The organism is Prevotella melaninogenica ATCC 25845 (assembly GCF_000144405.1).
In the GTDB taxonomy this organism is placed as follows: Bacteria; Bacteroidota; Bacteroidia; order Bacteroidales; family Bacteroidaceae; genus Prevotella; species Prevotella melaninogenica.
The window spans coordinates 215,192-233,267 of sequence record NC_014371.1; the positions used below are offsets into that span (position 1 = coordinate 215,192).

Annotated in this window: 10 protein-coding genes; 5 read left to right on the forward strand and 5 right to left on the reverse strand. The window is 41.5% G+C overall.

Annotation, left to right across the window (positions count from 1 at the left end):
- Positions 1 to 510 precede the first annotated feature (510 nt).
- Both HMPREF0659_RS07955 and HMPREF0659_RS07960 read right to left on the reverse strand, forming a co-directional pair.
- Positions 511 to 1,521 carry an iron ABC transporter permease gene (locus tag HMPREF0659_RS07955; RefSeq protein ID WP_013265502.1) on the reverse strand — a complete coding sequence of 337 codons (1,011 nt, stop codon included), beginning with the start codon at positions 1,519 to 1,521 and terminating at the stop codon, positions 511 to 513.
- 21 nt (positions 1,522 to 1,542) lie between these two features.
- Positions 1,543 to 2,673: an ABC transporter substrate-binding protein gene (locus HMPREF0659_RS07960; RefSeq protein ID WP_044046173.1), complete on the reverse strand. Its 1,131-nt coding sequence runs from the start codon at positions 2,671 to 2,673 to the stop codon at positions 1,543 to 1,545.
- Positions 2,674 to 2,803: 130 nt separating this feature from the next.
- On the opposite strand from HMPREF0659_RS07960, the gene HMPREF0659_RS07965 reads away from it, so the two are divergent.
- From HMPREF0659_RS07965 to HMPREF0659_RS07985, 5 genes are all read left to right on the forward strand, one after another.
- Positions 2,804 to 4,270, forward strand: a complete 1,467-nt coding sequence (locus HMPREF0659_RS07965) for an SLC13 family permease (RefSeq protein WP_013265348.1) — start codon at positions 2,804 to 2,806, stop codon at positions 4,268 to 4,270.
- Positions 4,271 to 4,309: 39 nt separating this feature from the next.
- Positions 4,310 to 5,011 carry a hypothetical protein gene (locus tag HMPREF0659_RS07970; protein ID WP_044046037.1) on the forward strand — a complete coding sequence of 234 codons (702 nt, stop codon included), beginning with the start codon at positions 4,310 to 4,312 and terminating at the stop codon, positions 5,009 to 5,011.
- 249 nt (positions 5,012 to 5,260) lie between these two features.
- A complete protein-coding gene (locus HMPREF0659_RS07975; RefSeq protein ID WP_044046038.1) occupies positions 5,261 to 5,707 on the forward strand; it encodes a YhcH/YjgK/YiaL family protein in 447 nt (148 codons plus the stop codon).
- A gap of 722 nt (positions 5,708 to 6,429) precedes the next feature.
- Positions 6,430 to 8,130 (forward strand): thiol-activated cytolysin family protein, encoded by a 1,701-nt coding sequence (locus tag HMPREF0659_RS07980; RefSeq protein WP_013265690.1) that lies wholly within the window; start codon positions 6,430 to 6,432, stop codon positions 8,128 to 8,130.
- Positions 8,131 to 8,224: 94 nt separating this feature from the next.
- Entirely contained in the window at positions 8,225 to 11,050 is a 2,826-nt protein-coding gene (locus tag HMPREF0659_RS07985; protein WP_013265798.1) for a C10 family peptidase, read from the forward strand.
- Positions 11,051 to 11,600: 550 nt separating this feature from the next.
- Here HMPREF0659_RS07985 and HMPREF0659_RS07990 read toward each other — a convergent pair.
- From HMPREF0659_RS07990 to HMPREF0659_RS08000, 3 genes are all read right to left on the reverse strand, one after another.
- Positions 11,601 to 14,096 carry a TonB-dependent receptor gene (locus tag HMPREF0659_RS07990; protein WP_013265372.1) on the reverse strand — a complete coding sequence of 832 codons (2,496 nt, stop codon included), beginning with the start codon at positions 14,094 to 14,096 and terminating at the stop codon, positions 11,601 to 11,603.
- A gap of 491 nt (positions 14,097 to 14,587) precedes the next feature.
- The gene (locus HMPREF0659_RS07995; protein ID WP_013265184.1) at positions 14,588 to 15,754 is read right to left on the reverse strand and encodes a zinc ribbon domain-containing protein; all 1,167 of its coding nucleotides are present in this window, start codon (positions 15,752 to 15,754) and stop codon (positions 14,588 to 14,590) included.
- A gap of 29 nt (positions 15,755 to 15,783) precedes the next feature.
- Positions 15,784 to 17,871, reverse strand: coding sequence for a peptidase U32 family protein (locus HMPREF0659_RS08000; RefSeq protein WP_013265267.1), 2,088 nt, complete (start codon positions 17,869 to 17,871; stop codon positions 15,784 to 15,786).
- Positions 17,872 to 18,076: the final 205 nt, after the last annotated feature.

Below are 18,076 nucleotides of genomic sequence, written 5' to 3' on the forward strand. Positions count from 1 at the left end.
GTGATGGGTGTTGGGTGTTGATGATATGAGGGATTGAATGTTGGGGGATGGGTGTTGGGTGATGAATGTTGAGTGTTGATGATATGAGGGATTGAATGTTGGGTGTTGATGATGTGTGGATTTACAATGAACTTTATAGAAATCATTAACATCCACCACTCAACACCCACTACTCACCATCCACCACTCCTCAAAATATATTGACAAAATATGCAAAGTAAACGTGGGGGATGGGTGAAAAAACGAGTTGTTTAAGAGCCTGCGTAAGTTCTTTGTTATCAAATAGTTGTAAAGATGGGCTCCAAAAGGTACTTTGTAAGGGCTCAAAAAGGCGTTACTAAGGGGCTTAAAGGGCATCTTTTGCAAGTCAAAAGGGCGTTGTTTGTAAGCCGTTTGGTGGTCTTTACAAAATCAGTATGTGAAAAAATAAGACAAAAAAGTACTTTCAGAAGTTTGAAATTAATAAGTTTTACCTTTTGCATTTAGGATCTTAAAAATGTCGGTTGACAATTACCTACGCTGAATAATTACGTAAATGATAACGGGGGCACCGATGAGTGGGGTGACAGCATTAAGTGGGATTATACCTGATTCGCCAGGAAGATAACAAATAAAGTTGCAAAGTAAAGCGATTACAGCACCGCTCAACACTGTTCCTGGAAGAAGTATCTGATGATTCTCAGTACGGAATAAGAGGCGGGCTATATGTGGAATAGCTAACCCGATAAATGAAATAGGACCACAAAAAGCGGTTGTGATGGCTGTTAGCAGCCCTACGACTACTAATAGTATATTGCGAATCTGGCGTGTGCTAATCCCTAAACTCTCTGCATATTGTGGTCCTAAGAGTAGGATGTTCAGTGGCTTTACCAATAAAAAAGAAGCTATAATACCTATTAAACAGAGAATAGAAAAAGGAGGGATATGATTCATTGATACAGCTCCAAAATTACCCATTCCCCATACCATATAGCTTTTCACGCCTTCTTCCGATGCAAAGAAATTCAAAAGAGAAACAGCGGAAGAAGAAACATATCCCACCATGATACCCACTATCAGTAATAAAACACTGTTGCGCACTAAAGTGGAAAGGAACAAGATGAGTACTGTTACAGCGATTGCTCCAACGAAAGCTGCGGTAAGAATGGCAAGAAAGCCTGAAACAGTAAAGATAGAAGTAGAGACAGTTCCACCCAATAATAGCATCACCAAGGCAACACCTAAGCCTGCACCAGAACTGATACCAAATACATCTGGACCTGCTAAAGGATTGCGAAAGGCTGTTTGAAGCATTAAACCACAAACTGACAACGATGCTCCACAAAGTATGGCAGTGAGTGTTTGAGGGAGTCGGTTCTCTAAAATAATATATTCCCAGCTTTCTTTTCCTATGAAACGACCACACAGAATATCTAATATATCAGCAAAGGGTATCTGAACAGAACCAGTTGTAAGGTTCAGTCCAAATAGAAGTAGGATACTTGTTGCTAAGCATATAAAAAGAAGAATATTCCGTTTCATTATCTTATCGTTTCGGTTCTATCAATCTTCTAACTTCTGATAGTAACGCAGTGGGGCAATCTTCAAGTCGGGATGGAAAAGTTGAATCAAGTCTGAGAGCAACCAATCGGGACGCCAACTGACCTCCTCAAAGTAGGGTTTACTATCTATCTTACAGCCATATATTTCCTTTGTTTGATAAGGTTTTAGCTTTGCGTAACCTTGATATTCTGCCAATAAAACTCGGCGATTGAAATTACTATTATAACTTAATATCCAAAAATCACTTTGTGCGAACTTATCCAAGATCGTTTCAAAAGGCATTGCAAGACTTCCACTATGCTTATCATTTGAATAAGCATAGCGTCCATGTGCATCTTTATATAGTAAACCCACACTGCTCTCGCCACCCGGTAGATACCACACAGCACCCACTTTTCTGTCAGGTAAGACACTACGAGTAACCTTACTTTGACTTGCCTTTTGGCTTAAAGACTTATAGTTTTGTTTAACAACAGCAAATAAAGAGTCGGCTTCATGCTCCCGCCCAAAGAGAATACCATAAAACTTCATCCATTCAGCACGCCCTAAAGCAGAACGTTCCATGTAGTCGGCACATTCAATGATGGGTACTCCTATCTGTTCTAAACGACCATAACCACCATTGTTTTCAAAGGGAGAAAGTAGTATTGCATCTGCGTTTAGATCTATAATTCGCTCTACATCAGGCTTCATTGCATCACCACAGTCTACAATGCCACCCCTTTTTCTTGCGCGTTTCTGAATATCTGGGATAATCATATACTTCAAATCAGCAACACCTGCAATCGCTTTCTGTGCATGAAGCATCTCAACAAGGTTTGCATGGGCTGTCGTGAAGATAACACTCTTGCGAAGGGGAATGACCACTTTTGTTCCGTCGTCAGGAACGTTTACATCCTTTCCGCGTTCAACAAGGTAGTAAGTATGTAGAACGGTTCCCGCTTTCCAAGGATTCAACAAACGTACAACCACATAATCTTTCGTACGTTCGATTGTAATATTTCGAGCATACTGTAGTTCTGTTTTGTCTCCTTTCTCTTCTTTCTCGCTTTTATCAGCCACTTGCTTTTGATGATTACCACACGATAAAAACAATAAAACGGAGAGGGTAAATACTAATAATTGCCGCATAAACAAAGATTTATCATGCAAAAATACAAAAAAAGAAAGATTCTTTTGCTTGATAAGAATATTTTTTATACTTTAGCCCGCAAATCTATTAATCAACAATCTAAATTTATTAAACTAAACAACTAACACCATGGCAGAAGAAAAGACTAACGAACTTGGTAATCACATTGAGATGAAAAAAGTTTGGGAACTTTTAGCTATCCTCGTGGTTACAGCCATTATTTGGAATCTTCCCACAAGCAGTTTTGGCATTGATGGGTTGACCGTAGTACAGCAACGTATTATTGCAATCTTTGTGTTTGCCACCTTATCGTGGCTAACAGAGTGTATCCCTGCATGGGCAACGTCACTGAGTATTATGTCTATCATGTGCGTCACTGTATCCAAAAATGCTTTTGGAGTCTTCAAAGGCGACGGGATAGGTGAGTTACTTGACTCAAAGGAAATCATGGCATCCTTTGCTGACCCTATCATCATGCTCTTCCTTGCAGGCTTTATCTTAGCGATAGCGGCATCGAAGTCGGGACTTGATACGCTCTTGGCACGTAATCTTATTAAGCCTTTTGGTAATAAGAGTGAGAATGTTCTTTTGGGATTCCTGCTTATTACAGGACTCTTCTCAATGTTCATCTCAAATACTGCAACAGCGGCATTGATGCTTACTTTCCTTACTCCAGTCTTTGCTGCGCTACCTGCTAATGGTAAGGGACGTATTGCCTTGACAATGTCTATTCCTATTGCAGCCAACCTCGGTGGTATGGGAACACCGATTGGAACACCTCCGAACCTTATTGCTCTTAAATATCTCAATGACCCAGCTGGTCTTAATATGAATATTGACTTCATGCACTGGATGGCTTTCATGGCACCGCTTGTGATAGTTCTGCTTTTGTTGTCATGGAGAATTATTCTTTACTTCTTCCCATTCACACAGAAGACTATTCATTTGAAGATTGATGGTGAGGTACACCGTGGATGGCGTATGTGGGTTGTTATCATAACCTTTATCGTAACAATCCTTCTATGGGTCATTCCAAAGGATGTCACAGGTATTGATACCAATACCGTTTCAATGATTCCAATGGCAATCTTCGCTATCACTGGTGTTATCACTGCAAAGGATATGCAGGAGATTAACTGGAGTGTCATCTGGATGGTTGCAGGAGGTTTTGCTATTGGCTTGGGAATGAATGGTTCAGGTTTGGCAGATGCTGCTATCGAGAGTATTCCATTCGGCAATTGGAGTCCTATCGTTATCCTTGCTATCTCTGGTTTGATTTGTTACTTCCTCTCTAATTTTATTTCAAACACAGCAACTGCAGCGCTGTTGGTTCCAATCCTTGCTGTAGTATGTCGTGGTATGGGTGACAAACTCGGTGGTATTGGCGGTACAAGCACTGTCCTCATCGGTATTGCCATTGCTGCCTCTACTGCAATGTGTCTCCCTATCTCTACGCCACCGAATGCTATTGCTTACTCAACAGGACTTGTGAAGCAGAATGATATGCTTAAGGTGGGTCTGACCAGCGGTGTTGTTTCCCTTATCTTGGGTTACATCTTACTTTATTTCATTGGTCAGATACACTTCCTTGGATAAGGTCTTCGCTCCCTATAATCATATTTATATCAGAATATTATGAGCAAGTTGTTTAATTACTTAGCACTACTCTTGATGGTATTACCTTTCGCGAGTTGCCAAGAAAAGAAGGCGGAGGCAAATGTTCCGAAGTGGATTCTTTCTATGGTAAGTGATAGTAAGAATACAAGTGCTGAGACTGACTTCTCTAATATATTGTCTGACAAGAGCGTTCCTTACATTGGTTATATTGGAACAGACTATCAGAAGTTCTCGATAGACATTCAAAAAGTACAACGAATAGATGATAATCAATATGATGTCAGCGGTATTACCATTGTCAAGAACAATCGTTGTAACTTCCGTGGAACCATTGATATTGTTGAGAATAGGGAATTTACGCATCCCACGTATGGTGTGGACGACTCTATGAAGGGTCAGTTCAAACGACGTGGATGTAGTATTGCGAAGTATAACTTTGAAGAAGAAAACAGCCAAACGGGAAGCGGTGTCTTCACTGGTTATCTGCTGTTCTATTGGTACGAAACCAATGATGGTAAGTTCGTTTATGACGATATTGATAGTCATTCGGACTCCTATTGTAACAACCAATATGCAGGAACATGGAAAAGTAACAAGACAAAAAAGTCTAAACCATGTGCATGGGGGCAATACCGAGTGCCGAACAGCGGAGACCTTGACGTAGGGGCAGGGGAGTTCTCTGTCAACCCTAAGTATGCTAAGAATGGCTGGGGAAAGTAGTAAGGGATAAGTTTGCAAGACGGAATTTTATTCGCTTGAACTCTTCTACAACTAATAAAACTTGTCAGACGACGTCACACAAAGATAAGACGTCCTATCTGTAGATATCCTATCAAAAGGGGGTACACGCTCTGTGTACCCCTTTTTCATTTCTCAGATACACGTTATTTACAGGCTAATTCTTTGTTTTCAGAAAATAAATACGTATGTTTGCAGCAGTTTTCTATAACATTTAGTAAATCCAAGAACATGATAATAGCAGATTTAAGCGCATGCCATCGCTACTTTGGACTACATCCAAGAATGAAGGAAATGCTGGAGTATATCCTCCAACATGATTTCAGCCAACAAGAAGCAGGACGCATAATCCTCGATGCTGACGACCTCTTCATCAATTTAGACGAGGTAGAACTGAAGCGTAAAGAAGCGCAACGATTAGAGTTCCACAAGAACTATATTGATATTCAAGTACCCTTAGTGCAGGATGAGACAATGGGCTGGACAGCTTTATCTGACTTAGATGAGCCTGATATTGCCTATAATCCTGAGCGAGATTGCGGCTTTTATACACAAGGAGCAAAGGAGTACTTCCGTGTTAAGCCAGGACAATTCACCATCTTCTTCCCAGAGGATGCTCACGCACCCATCATTGGAGAAGGGAAACAAAGGAAGTTAGTGGGGAAGATTAGGATATAAGAAGAGCCTCCTCCCGACCCCTCCGAGCCAAAGGTCACTGACCGAAGGGAAGTAATAGGTGGTGATTTCAGTAGGATACACGCTGCGCACATGTGGTGCTAAGGCTCATCACACATGGTGTTAAGGCTTAACACGAGTAGTGTTGAGGCTTAATCACATTATTATATAATGTTTATAGAAAAGGATATTGGCGTTTGGAAGGGTTTATATCGCCAATAAATACAATTGACCTGCAACTAAAGTGCGAAGATTCATGCACTTTAATTGTAGGTCAATTACTTCTATACTGGTAGGATATATTTTATATTAAGACAAGTACTATAACTTTTTACGGTTTTATCTCGATTTAAACAATATAAACAAATTAGGATTATTAATTATATACGGATTGTCGGCATAAATAAATTTTATATTTTAAAGCTGTTGCGTTTATTATTTTTTAAAAGATACACAAAGTTTCGTATTAAATTAATTTCTATCTTTGTCGGAGAATGTGGACATTTTACTCGTACCCCGTTAAGTGAAAGGGGGATATATATACCATGATTTTAATAAGATTTATAACCGGTGTATTACTTGGCATATGTAAGCAGAATAACGACTAATAACTAATCCTATATATACCATTTATTAGAACTTGAATTGATAGATACCCATTCTGGCTGCAAATAGGCAGTCATTTATAATAAACCTAAACATAATAACCTAAAATTTAACAAAGAATGAAGAAGTATCTTTTCAAAGCAGTATTGCCTGTTTCGATGGCAGTTTGTGCCATTACGTTTGGTGCTTGCTCACAAGACGAGTTGTTGACGCCTGTTAAAGAGCAAAGTGAAGAAGGAGTTTTGAATAATCCGAAGGAGATTCGGAACTATCTAAAGACATTGCCTTTGGCTCCAATGATGACACGTGCCAATGGTCCAATAAACCCTGATGATGGTGCTCCGATACCTGTTGAGGAGGAAAATCCTATTGTAGAGACACAAGGTGTACTCGATGGTATACCTGGTAATTGGGTGAAAACAACACGGCATTACAAAATAAAACAGACTTTCGATGAGAATTTCCTATTCGATCCTACAAGCGATGTTGTGTATCCTGGTTGTGTTCTTAAGGGTGGAACGATTGCTAATGGTACCTACGCAATGATTACTTCGCATAAAACTGGCGATGTAACTTTCTCTATCAGTTTATCACCAGCTAATCCAAGAGAGGCACACGAAACCTCTGCTACGGTTCCAAATATTCGTAAGAGCGAGTATCAAGAAGTATGGAATAAGTGGGCTACAATGGATTGGAAGGAATCTCCTGTGACGACTATACAGAGTGTAGAGAAGATAAACTCTCAAGAAGAACTCGTTACGAAATTAGGAGTAGCTGTGACTGCACCTGTTGCTAATGGGTCGGTTAACCTTGGATTTAACTTCAATAAGAAGAAAAATCATATCTTAGCGCGACTCATACAGAAACATTTTACGGTCTCTACTGATGCTCCTAAGAAAGGTACAATCTTTGAATCAATTGACAAAGATGCTCTCGATGGTTATCAGCCCGTTTACATCTCAAGCATTAACTACGGTCGAATCATCTATCTCTCTATTGAGACTGATGAGAAAGAACGTAATATAAATGAGGCAATTGAGTTTGCTTTGAATAAAATCAAAGGTGTTGATGTAAATGTATCAGTCGATCAGGCTGTCAACTACCGCAAGATGTTAGCTAAGAGTGATGTACATATCACAGTCCTTGGTGGTGGAAAGACTATCCAGCAAGAGATTCTGAAGGGTGATATTGATTCTTTCCAGCGTTTCCTTGCAGCCGATATCCCAATGGAACAGATGTATCCTATCAGTTTCTCTTTGCGTTATGCTGTTGATAATTCGCAGGCTCGTGTTGTTACAAGCAACGAATTTACAGTTACACAACGTGATTTTGTTCCTGTGTTTAAGAAGGTACGTATGCAGTTGCAGGTGCTCGGTTTCTCTGGTCAACACAGTGGTCCGCTCCCTAACTTAGATAAGGATGCTAACATATGGGGAAAGGTTTTAGTCGGTGTCAACGGGCAAGAGCACGAGCTTGTAGGCATAGATAAGTCTAATCCGTTCTGGTTTGATTATCGAGAGAAGGAAGAAACATTACATCCAATAGGCTTTGGTGGTATCGTTAATGTTGAGTTTGATAAAGATAAGAACGAAAGTTTAGAAGATTTTGTCGACCATCAGAAGATATCATTCATCACAGATTTGCATACAGAAAACGGTATTTATAAGTATAACTATGGTCGAACACAGTTCAACCACACCCTTGGTACCGTCTTTTCTAAGTATAAGAGTGACAACCCTGTTGTCGTGTTAGAATGTAACTATAAGCATATTAAGATTCATACTTATGTGAAGATTCTTGACCTTAAGTTCTTTAACTAATAAACAACAATAGCAATTTTATCGGCGTCACCACTAAGACGTCAATAAAGTTGTAGTACATTTATTACCCTAAGTCAAATTCAAATCTATCAATATGAAAAGAGTATTTGCACTTTTTGCCTTATTATGTTTGTTGTGTCAGCTATCGTTGGCAGGACCTGTTGATCAGTCGCTGGCACTGAAGATAGCCTCAAACTTCTTTGGACAAGGCACTACAACACACCAACTCAGTATGGCGTATAAGGCTCCTTATAAGACTTCTCATGCCGGAAAGGCTGAGGAAAACTTATATTATATTATCAATCGAGGTAATGATCAGGGATTTGTAGTTATCGCAGCAGACAATCGAGTATCTCCGATCATCGCATTCTCAGAAAAGGGTAGCTTGACAGAGAATGACATTCAAGGGAATCCTTCTATTAAGTGGTTATATGGCGAGTATTGTAATCAGATAAAATGGGCTATCGAGAACACTCCAGACATTCCGTCACCAGAGTTTAAGCAAGTAGCCACCATGCATGCAAGCAACTATCAGATAGAGATTAGTCCGCTTCTCGAATATGCCTCTGACCGTAGAACAAAGCTCACAACACCTATTAGCTGGGGACAAAGTTGGCCTTTCAACCAGTATGCTCCTAACTATCGTTACAATGGTGAAACCTATGAAACAGTGTCAGGTTGCGTGGCTACAGCTATCTGTACCGTGCTACGTTGGCACAAATGGCCACGTAAGGCACATGGCTCAGTGAGCTACTATTGGAAACGTAACTACATGTCATTGAACTTTGATGGACGAGGTTCTGAGAATGCGGCTTATGATTGGAGCCAGATGCCAGCAGGTATTGACAGATATGGACGTGATAGAACAACTGGGCGTAACGTTACATCTGTACAAGCTGATAATGTAGGGCGCCTCTTGCGTGACATTGGTTACGCTGTTCAGATGGACTATAACCCTGCTGCCTTCGGCGGTTCTGGTGCATATGTTTACAATGCTCCAGAGGTTCTTACACGTAATTTTGGCTACAAGAATACCGTTAGATTTCTTCAGCGCAGCAACTACTACGAGCAAAGCTGGCTAAGAGAGATACACGATGAGTTGCGTGATTATGGTCCCGTTGTCTATGCAGGCTTCTCTGCTGGTGGTGGGCATTGCTTTGTTCTCGATGGTTTTGCTTCTAATGGCTTCGTACATGTTGACTGGGGATGGAACTACTCTTCAAATGGTTGGCATAAACTTAATGTACTACGCCCTGGACAAGAGGGTATTGGTGGTGGCAGTGGTGGATACAGCTCTAATCAACAGATGCTGCGTTACCTAAAACCTGATCGTAATGATGACCCTGATCCAGAACCTAATCCTAACCCAGAACCAAAGCCTAATCCACAACCCGACGTTGAAACAGGTTCGAGCCTCTACATTGCAGCTAAGTGTCAGCAGACTACTTTAGCGCAGCAAAACTCTGTTCCTGTTACAATCACTGTTGGTAATAAGAATAGAGAGTCTGCTTATTCAGGTAGATTGGCTCTTGCCCTTTATCAAGAGGAGAATGATTCTTATTCAACGATTATCTCTACAACAACGGCTTCTATTGGTGCAGAGTCTACGAAGAAGGTAACTTTCTACGCTAACCTTGCTAATGTTAAGTCTGGAACTTACAACCTTACAGTAAACTATGCCAAAGGAACAGGCTTTAAGGCTATTGATGCCGTAGCCGGAACAGTAACCATTGGTAAGTCTGATCCCGACCCTGACCCAGCTCCAAATCCTACTGTTAAGCAGCCTGAACTGTATGCTGTGCAGCGTATAACAGAGTATGCTAAGAAGGGACAGAACACGAAGATTGTGTCAACTCTTGCCAACGAAGGTAATACCGACTACAATGGTAGCTTGAAGCTTTACGCTCTTCCTGCTGAATCAAATGATGTTAAGTCAGCCACCCTCATCTCTGAAGGCAACGCAAAGATAGCCAGAGGCGAGCGTGTAACCTTTTCTTTCTATACGAACGATAACTTCGGACGCTTGGAGGTAGGCAAGTATAACTTGCTTGCAGGGTATGATGTTGATGGTGAAGAGGTAGCTGTAAAGGTGAAAGCTGATGCTAAAGTATGGAAAATAGGTGAACTAACGATTAATACAGCAGACGATAATGATAATAATTCACAAACTGTACACGATGTAAAGTTGCAGACTATCTATTTCTATCAGGGTAGTAGCTACCTTGGATCAGATAATGCTTACGTGTCAACTGCCCACAGCAAGTTTACAGCTCGTGTTTACTTGAAGTCTGTTAATGGTTTCGAAGGGCGTGTGAAGTTCTATGTTACTGATGCTCAATTGAGTTCTAAACCTCTCAATAGCAACATGACAGAGACAAGAACCATCACACTTAAGCCTAATGATAGTGGATATATTGAAGTATCACTCCCTACAAGATACCTAACGAAGGGACGTTATTACATGAATATTCTCTATAACAATGGTGGTGCAGCATGGCTTTATTATCCAACAGATGTAGTTCCATTCAATGTTTATACTGCCCTTAACGAGGCAGACTCATCTATCTTATTCAACAGCAAACTAAACCTCGGTCCAACCTTTGACTTTGACACTCCACCTACCTATGGAGAACACTTCCAATCAATTGGTAATAAAGTAGATAATGGCAATATTCCTTTAGGCATTGATGAGGTTATTTCTGGTGGGACAGAATTATCTGTTCATAATGATTTTGTAACTGATAACGTAACCCTTTCTGTTACAAAAGCAGGCACTGTACGTATTTACAGTGTTCAAGGAAATCTTATCAGTAAACATAATGTTAAAGTTGGCGACAACGTTATCAGCGTAACGGACTTACCTTCAGGAATTTATTTCCTAAACATAGGAAAAACTACTTGTAAGATTGTGAAGCGATAATACTAAACGATTATCACAATTTGGCGTATTATTTGAATCCACATTGAGAACGCTCTCAATGTGGATTCTCTATTCCTTATAGACAGCCATCATGTAATTTCTTTTACTATTCTACAATTTACTTAATGGTAACTATAAGCCTTAATTATCAACTATTGACGATGTCTTCACGCTGCACACATGTGGTGCCAAGCTCCAGCACACATGATGCGAATGCTCAGCACAAATGGTGTTGAGGCTAAATCACATTATTATATGTTGTTTGTATAAGAGCGTATTGCCGTTTGGAAGGGTTTATATTGCCAATAAAAACAATTGACCTGCAACTAAAGTGCGAAGATTCATGCACTTTAATTGTAGGTCAATTACTTTTATATAAATGGGTTACGAGCTATTAATTTATGTCTATAACCTTTCTATTTGATTTTACAAAAACATGGAGTGAAATCTTAATAGCCTATACCAAGCCTTATCCTATTTGCCTCCCCTCCTTTACTTCCCTTCGGTCAGTGACCTTCGGTTCGGAGGGGTTGGGGGAGGCTTTTTCTCATTAGAAATGCACCCTAAAATCTACACCCATTTGGAATGGATTACCCATCTGAGCAAAGGTGTAGCGTGTACCAGTGGCAGCACTCTGAACAGCAAAACTGTTGTATTTTGTATCTGTCAGATTACGCACCCAAAGGTTGACATGCAGTGGACCGAAGTCTGCATCGGCATGAGCACCTAAGACAGCATAGAAGTTCTGACCGATAGAGTTCTGCTCATCCCAGTAAGTCTTACCCTGTGCAGAGAGGTTGAGTCCCACCGTGACACTGCGTAAATGGAAACGATTTGATGGGTCGAGCAAGGCTGCAGGGTCAACGTCTATGCGGTAATCAGCATTGGCACCCAGTGTATGCTGTGGCACGAAAGGAACACGCTTATCCTTATAATTAACTGTTCCTACTCCAGCGATAGAGTCCTTATACTCATCAAACTGAGCACTTGTAAAGCCATAGCTAAGAGCATATGATAGTTTATTGTCCAAGGCTACACCACGGAGTGTTGCCTCCAAACCACAAGAATGACTGCGGCCAGCATTTGTCATCACACGTCCGAAACCATAGTTGCCAGCCATTACAGAGAGTTGCTGATTGCGAATCTGCATATAATAAGCAGCGAGGTCAAGATGAAGTTGGTTGTTTAAGAGATTGAGATGCGCTCCCACCTCATAGTTCCAGCTTGTCTCTGGCTTATATTCGATTGTCTTTGCAATGCGCTCATAGTAAGCCTCATTATGTGCAATATCCACATCAGCACGTGCCTTATTGGCTGCTTGTGAGGTCTCAGTCTGAAGTACATCAGAGAACATCTCGAAGTTATAACCGCCTGCACGATAGCCCTTTGACCATGTCGCATAAACATTGCTACCATCCTGAAGACGATAAGTCAAACCAAGTTTTGGAAGGAACTGTTTGAAATTATCATGCTCGCTATGCTTCAATGCTGAAGTGATAACAGGATTAATGGTTATGCCCATCACACTTTCCTGCAATGCTACACGTGCAGATGTCTCATAGTCAATGCTTACGCGCGAATAATCATAGCGCAACCCCAAAGTTGCCATCAAGCGATCAGAAAGTTCAACGTTACTCTCATGGTAAACACCTAAGTTGAGGGTTGGCGTACGGAAGATACCCGGAACAGGGTCCATTGTCATATTTATATTGACACCACCTGCCGCAGCAATAGCTGCAGCCGTGCTTGCACGTGCCGTTTTGTTGGCAAGCTCCTCTGACATTCCACCTGCAATCAATCTCTGTGCCATACCCCTTGCCATTGCATTGAGCATACCGTTATAAGCATAGTCGGTAATCTTCTTAGACAGGTAGCTGTTCATGTCTTGGTCGAAATAAACAGGAGCCGTCGTCTTCAACCACTGATAAGAACCAAAAGCACCGAAGGTCCAATGCCACTTGCTATTATTACGGCTCTTGATAGAAAGTTCCTCTGTCACCGTATTCCCTAATTGACGCTGTGTAAGGTGCATGAAGTCCTGCGGACGATAGTCTATATCCATGAGCATATAGTCACGGAGGAACTGCCAAGAAGTCATCGAATTGATATCAAATCCGTTTCCTGTATATTTAATACCCAGCCCTGTATTGATGATATTACGGCGGTAATTGCCTTGACGATTTTGGTTAGGCGATTGCGTACCAACCTTCAATCCATAAAGCGGTGAGGTGATTGTGGCAGAAGATAGTTCGTCTTCCGTCACCACCTGACCATATGGAAAGCCATTCTGACGAGTATATTGATAGTCAGCAATGAAGTCAAAGTTAAGTCTGTCTGTTGGACGCCAAAGGAAACGGCCCTTACCACCAAACTCATTGATAAGGTCGGCATGTGAGCCATCATACTGATTACGGAAGAATCCATTTTGTCCTCCATAGAAGCCAGCTACCGAGAATGCCATCTTATCATTCAGTTTCTCATAATGACTTGCCTCAATCTGACGATGCAGTTTCGTACCAATCGAGAGTTTTACATCCGTCCCTTGATATTGGAAAGGGTTACGACTATAGAGTCGAATCAGTCCACCTTCGGTATTCATACCATAAAGTGTACCCTGCGGACCATGTAGAACGTCGATGCGGTCGATATCATATGTGTGGAAATTAAACGCACTCTTGCTCAAGATTGGCATACCATCTACATAAATACCCACGGCTGGTGAGTAGACACGTGAGCCGATACCGCGCATATATATAGAAGATGTGTAACGGCTTCCGTACTCAGGCATAGAGAATGATGGGACAAACACAGAGAGATTACGAACATCCTGCACATTGAGGCTACGAATCAAATCACCATTGAAAGAAGTGCTGCTCAATGGTTGCTGGCGCAGACGGAAAGCCTCCTTTGGTTGGTCTATGACGACAACTTCGTCAATATCATAGACGCGAGAAGTATCTCCGCTTTCGATAATGTTGTTAGCTTGCATTCCTATCGGCAAAGATGACGCCATTAAAAGGGCAATACTAAGTTTAGACTTAATCATATAATCTTATTTCTAATGTTTTTATAAATCGTTAATGATGACAAAGGTAAGCATAAAAAATATAATAAACAATCCTAATTTATTAGGAATATTACAAATATTCTGTTGAGATACAGCCATATAAGTTGGACTGGATTAGAATGAAGAAAGGACTTATTCTATCAGCTACCACTTATAAATGTGTCAGGATTTTATCATTATGTAAAAACCAAAACATGATGAATTGGACTCGAATAGATGCCCTTTAGGATTCTATAAGACGTCCTTTTGAAGTCTTACTAACGCCCTTTTGAAGTCTAATTAGGCACCTTTTATTTTGCTGTTTGGTAACTGTCTGTTTTCGTGTTACTTATGTGGAAAATAAAAATAACCGTTTTTACCCTAAGAATAAGGTAAAAACGGCTATCGAAATGTAAATAAAATTCTAAACTAATGGAGGTCTATTTCCGATGTAAAGTCTGTTGAAAGTTCTATCTAACGCGTACTTTTTATTACTCATTTACGGCTCCACAGTGTGGACATCTTCCTTTTCTATGAAGGCGTACGCCACAGTTTCCGCAGTAATAAGTCTCGCTACTCTTGCGTAGATAAATGCGGAAGGCATAATAGATATAGGCAATGAGAAGCGGATAACCTATATAATATAAGGTGAGTACAGAAAAAACGATGTAATTCACGGCACATACTGCACCTAAACCGCTAAGATAGAGTAGGGCTTCTCCCGACTTCAATAGTCTTCGTACATCGTCAATCGTAGCAATACTGATGATGAGCATTGCCCAGACAAGAACTAAGAATATATTGAGTAATATGGGTTGGGAGAAGGGATTAAGAGAGGGGTGGAAGTAGAACTCACGCCATGTCTCGGGTGCAAAGAGTTGAATGCTTGCATAGAAGGCTGCAGAAAGTGCCACGATGACGGCTAACAGCGTGGGATAGAACGAACTAATATCATTAAAGTGTACGATATGTGCGTTCTTCTTCAATATCTTGCGTGCCAAATAACCTACACCCATGATTGAGATAACAATCAAGAATATGAGTAAGTGAATGTTCGAGAATGTAGAGATAAACTGAGAAATCGGGTCAGCGGGGTCAACTTGTTTTAACAGACGAGATTCATGAATCCAGCCAAAGGCATAGTCTTCCGTTGCAATCTGCACCCAAACTGAGTCCTGCTTGTCAATGGGAAGAATACGAATATCAGCCACAACAACTTCCTTTCCGTTCTTCACAGCGAAGGAATCTGTCTCCATCTTGTTTACAGCCTCTTCTGGTTGTTGACGAAGAAGCATCAATGAATCTGCCGTTACAATAAAGTTAAACCCTTGCGAATAATGGTGTTTTACGCGAAAAGCCAGGGAGTCTACCTTGCTTCGTGTGCCACTCCATTCTATGTCATCACTGTCATTATCCTTCAAAATAGAGTCGCCTTCTGCTTCTATTCGCCGAGAAATCTGTGCCTCTTGAATACTATCAGGCAAGCGGAAAGACGAAGGAGTCTTCTTATGATAACAGCCTGTAAATAAGAAGCTAAGTAGTAAGAGGAGGGTTCCTTCAACGATACCGCAGCGTAGCCCAGCACAGCTGTTAGTCTTCTTTGTTATTGAAGTCTGCGCAGGTTCTTTTCCCTCGGGATTCCATTTATTCGTAATCATGATGATAAACTATGGGTTATGATTTTCAATTACGTAACGTTGCACACATTCATCTGACAGTTCTTGCAGTCGAACTCTAAGCGGAAACGACGCTTATCAGGGAGTTCAAGGAAGAGCGGTTCACGCCAAGTTGGTTTCTGTCCACCACGTTTCACACAATAGCCGAGCGAATAACGAATGCAATGACGGCACTGCATTAACAAGTGAGAAACCGCTTCTTTATCTCCCTTGATGGAGAATGCCTTGTTTGATGAGTCAGAACCATTGGTGGCACCTGAAGGATATTGAATCTCAAAAGCAGGTTCTGTTTTGGTTAATCCTTGCTGTTCATAGAACTTGCGGGCAGCATCATTAGAGATGTTATACAGATAAGGTAACTGCTGATATTGGGCTGGATTTACCATCGATATATGTGGTTTATGGTCAGATACCTTATCCACCGACTTCCGATGAATCATCACACGCTGCATATTCAGTATCTGTTTGTCAAGTTCCTCTACCACCATACGACGAAGTTCGGCAAGAATACTGCTTGGGATGAAGTATTTATCAGCCCCGTCAACTATCTCTACTTTCGAGCATTCATATACCGTATTGCCCAACTTAGTGAGCTGACGTATGATGTTATCACGCTGAGGCTTTTGGGCAAGTTGGAGACCTCCCCCAGCCCCTCCAAGGGGAGGGGAGAGCCTAACGGGATGTTCGTTGGATATTCGTTCGTTAGATGCTTGATTTGGATTAGCCCTGCCTATCACCTCTGCTTGTGCCCATATCGTCCCACGACAATCCGTTAGGCACTCCCCTCCTTTGGAGGGGTTGGGGGAGGCTCCAAACCAAATCTTAATCGCAATCTTACGCTCAGCAGTCTTACCACTCAACTCCTTATCAAATGCTTGGTCCTGATTACGATACAGTCCCATACCTGGCTTTAATCCTCTTGGCATCTTAAAAGGATAGAGCCTATTCCCAACAGCACGGTTCACACGGAATCCTTCCAAACGTGTTGACTGACTGTCAGTGTCACGTGATAGGAAACACAGACCGTCACCATTGGCAAAGTTTGCAGTACTTGATACGTTAAAACTATCTCGTCTTATCTCCTTTACCCGACCAACAAACTCACCCAATGCCTTAGGGGTATCGGGTGAGAAGATATCTGCCTGTCTTCCCTTGAGGAAGTAATTAGTATAACCACGGTTGAAAGTCTTCTTCAAATCGGGTGTAAACGAATAGCGCACACGTCCCAAAGAAGCACGACGGAACTCGCCTGGATGCTTACTGATAATCTCATCAATGCGTTTACTATAAGCCGAAACGACATTCTTCACATAGTTGATATCCTTCAGTCTTCCCTCAATCTTAAAGGCACAAGCCCCTGAACGCATCAGTGTTTCAAGGTTATCTATCTGACTCATATCCTTCAATGAGAGAAGATGGCGCTGATGTTCGATGGTCTTTCCGTCTGAATCTTTCAAATCAAACGCCAATCGACAGAACTGTGCACACGCACCACGATTGGCAGATCGACCAAAACTATACTGTGAAACATAACATACACCACTATAACTTACGCACAATGCACCGTGTACGAAGGCTTCCAACTCAAGCTCTGGCAAACGCTTATGGATGTCATTTATCTCTTCAGCAGACAGCTCGCGAGCAAGTACGACACGGTCAAAACCCTGCTGACTCAGCCATTGAGCCTTCTCCCACGTACGTGTGTCACATTGTGTACTAGCGTGGAGGGCTACCGTATCAGACACAATCTCCCTTACCTTACTCATCAACCCCATATCCTGCAGGAGGAAGGCATCTACACCAACGTCCACCAATTCGCGCACCAAAGCGAGCGTCTCTTCAAACTCATCGTTATAGATAATCGTATTGATAGTTACGTGAACCGTGGCACCATAGCGGTGAGCATACTCGCATAGCTTACCAATATCCTCCACACTATTGCCTGCAGACTGACGTGCTCCGAATCGGGAAGCACCGATATATACGGCATCAGCTCCGTGTTCAATAGCGGCTATACCACATTCAAGGTTCTTGGCTGGAGCAAGGAGTTCGATTGTGATGGGGGTTGGGTGTTGAGTGTTGGGTGTTGATGATTGCATATTGTTGGGTGATGGGTGTTAATTGTTGGGTGATGATGAAGTGTTTATAGGATGTTGAGTGATGAGTGTTAATTGTTGGGTGATGATGAAGTGTTTATAGGATGTTGAGTGATGAGTGTTAATTGTTGGGTGATGATGAAGTGTTTATAGGATGTTGAGTGATGAGTGTTAATTGTTGGGTGATGATGAAGTGTTTATAGGATGT

Excerpts from the sequence above, each read along its gene's own strand:
- HMPREF0659_RS07955 (WP_013265502.1), bottom strand. The coding sequence starts at position 1,521 with ATGAAACGGAATATTCTTCTTTTTATATGCTTAGCAACAAGTATCCTA.
- HMPREF0659_RS07960 (WP_044046173.1), bottom strand. The coding sequence starts at position 2,673 with ATGCGGCAATTATTAGTATTTACCCTCTCCGTTTTATTGTTTTTATCG.
- HMPREF0659_RS07965 (WP_013265348.1), top strand. The coding sequence starts at position 2,804 with ATGGCAGAAGAAAAGACTAACGAACTTGGTAATCACATTGAGATGAAA.
- HMPREF0659_RS07970 (WP_044046037.1), top strand. The coding sequence starts at position 4,310 with ATGAGCAAGTTGTTTAATTACTTAGCACTACTCTTGATGGTATTACCT.
- HMPREF0659_RS07975 (WP_044046038.1), top strand. The coding sequence starts at position 5,261 with ATGATAATAGCAGATTTAAGCGCATGCCATCGCTACTTTGGACTACAT.
- HMPREF0659_RS07980 (WP_013265690.1), top strand. The coding sequence starts at position 6,430 with ATGAAGAAGTATCTTTTCAAAGCAGTATTGCCTGTTTCGATGGCAGTT.
- HMPREF0659_RS07985 (WP_013265798.1), top strand. The coding sequence starts at position 8,225 with ATGAAAAGAGTATTTGCACTTTTTGCCTTATTATGTTTGTTGTGTCAG.
- HMPREF0659_RS07990 (WP_013265372.1), bottom strand. The coding sequence starts at position 14,096 with ATGATTAAGTCTAAACTTAGTATTGCCCTTTTAATGGCGTCATCTTTG.
- HMPREF0659_RS07995 (WP_013265184.1), bottom strand. The coding sequence starts at position 15,754 with ATGATTACGAATAAATGGAATCCCGAGGGAAAAGAACCTGCGCAGACT.
- HMPREF0659_RS08000 (WP_013265267.1), bottom strand. The coding sequence starts at position 17,871 with ATGCAATCATCAACACCCAACACTCAACACCCAACCCCCATCACAATC.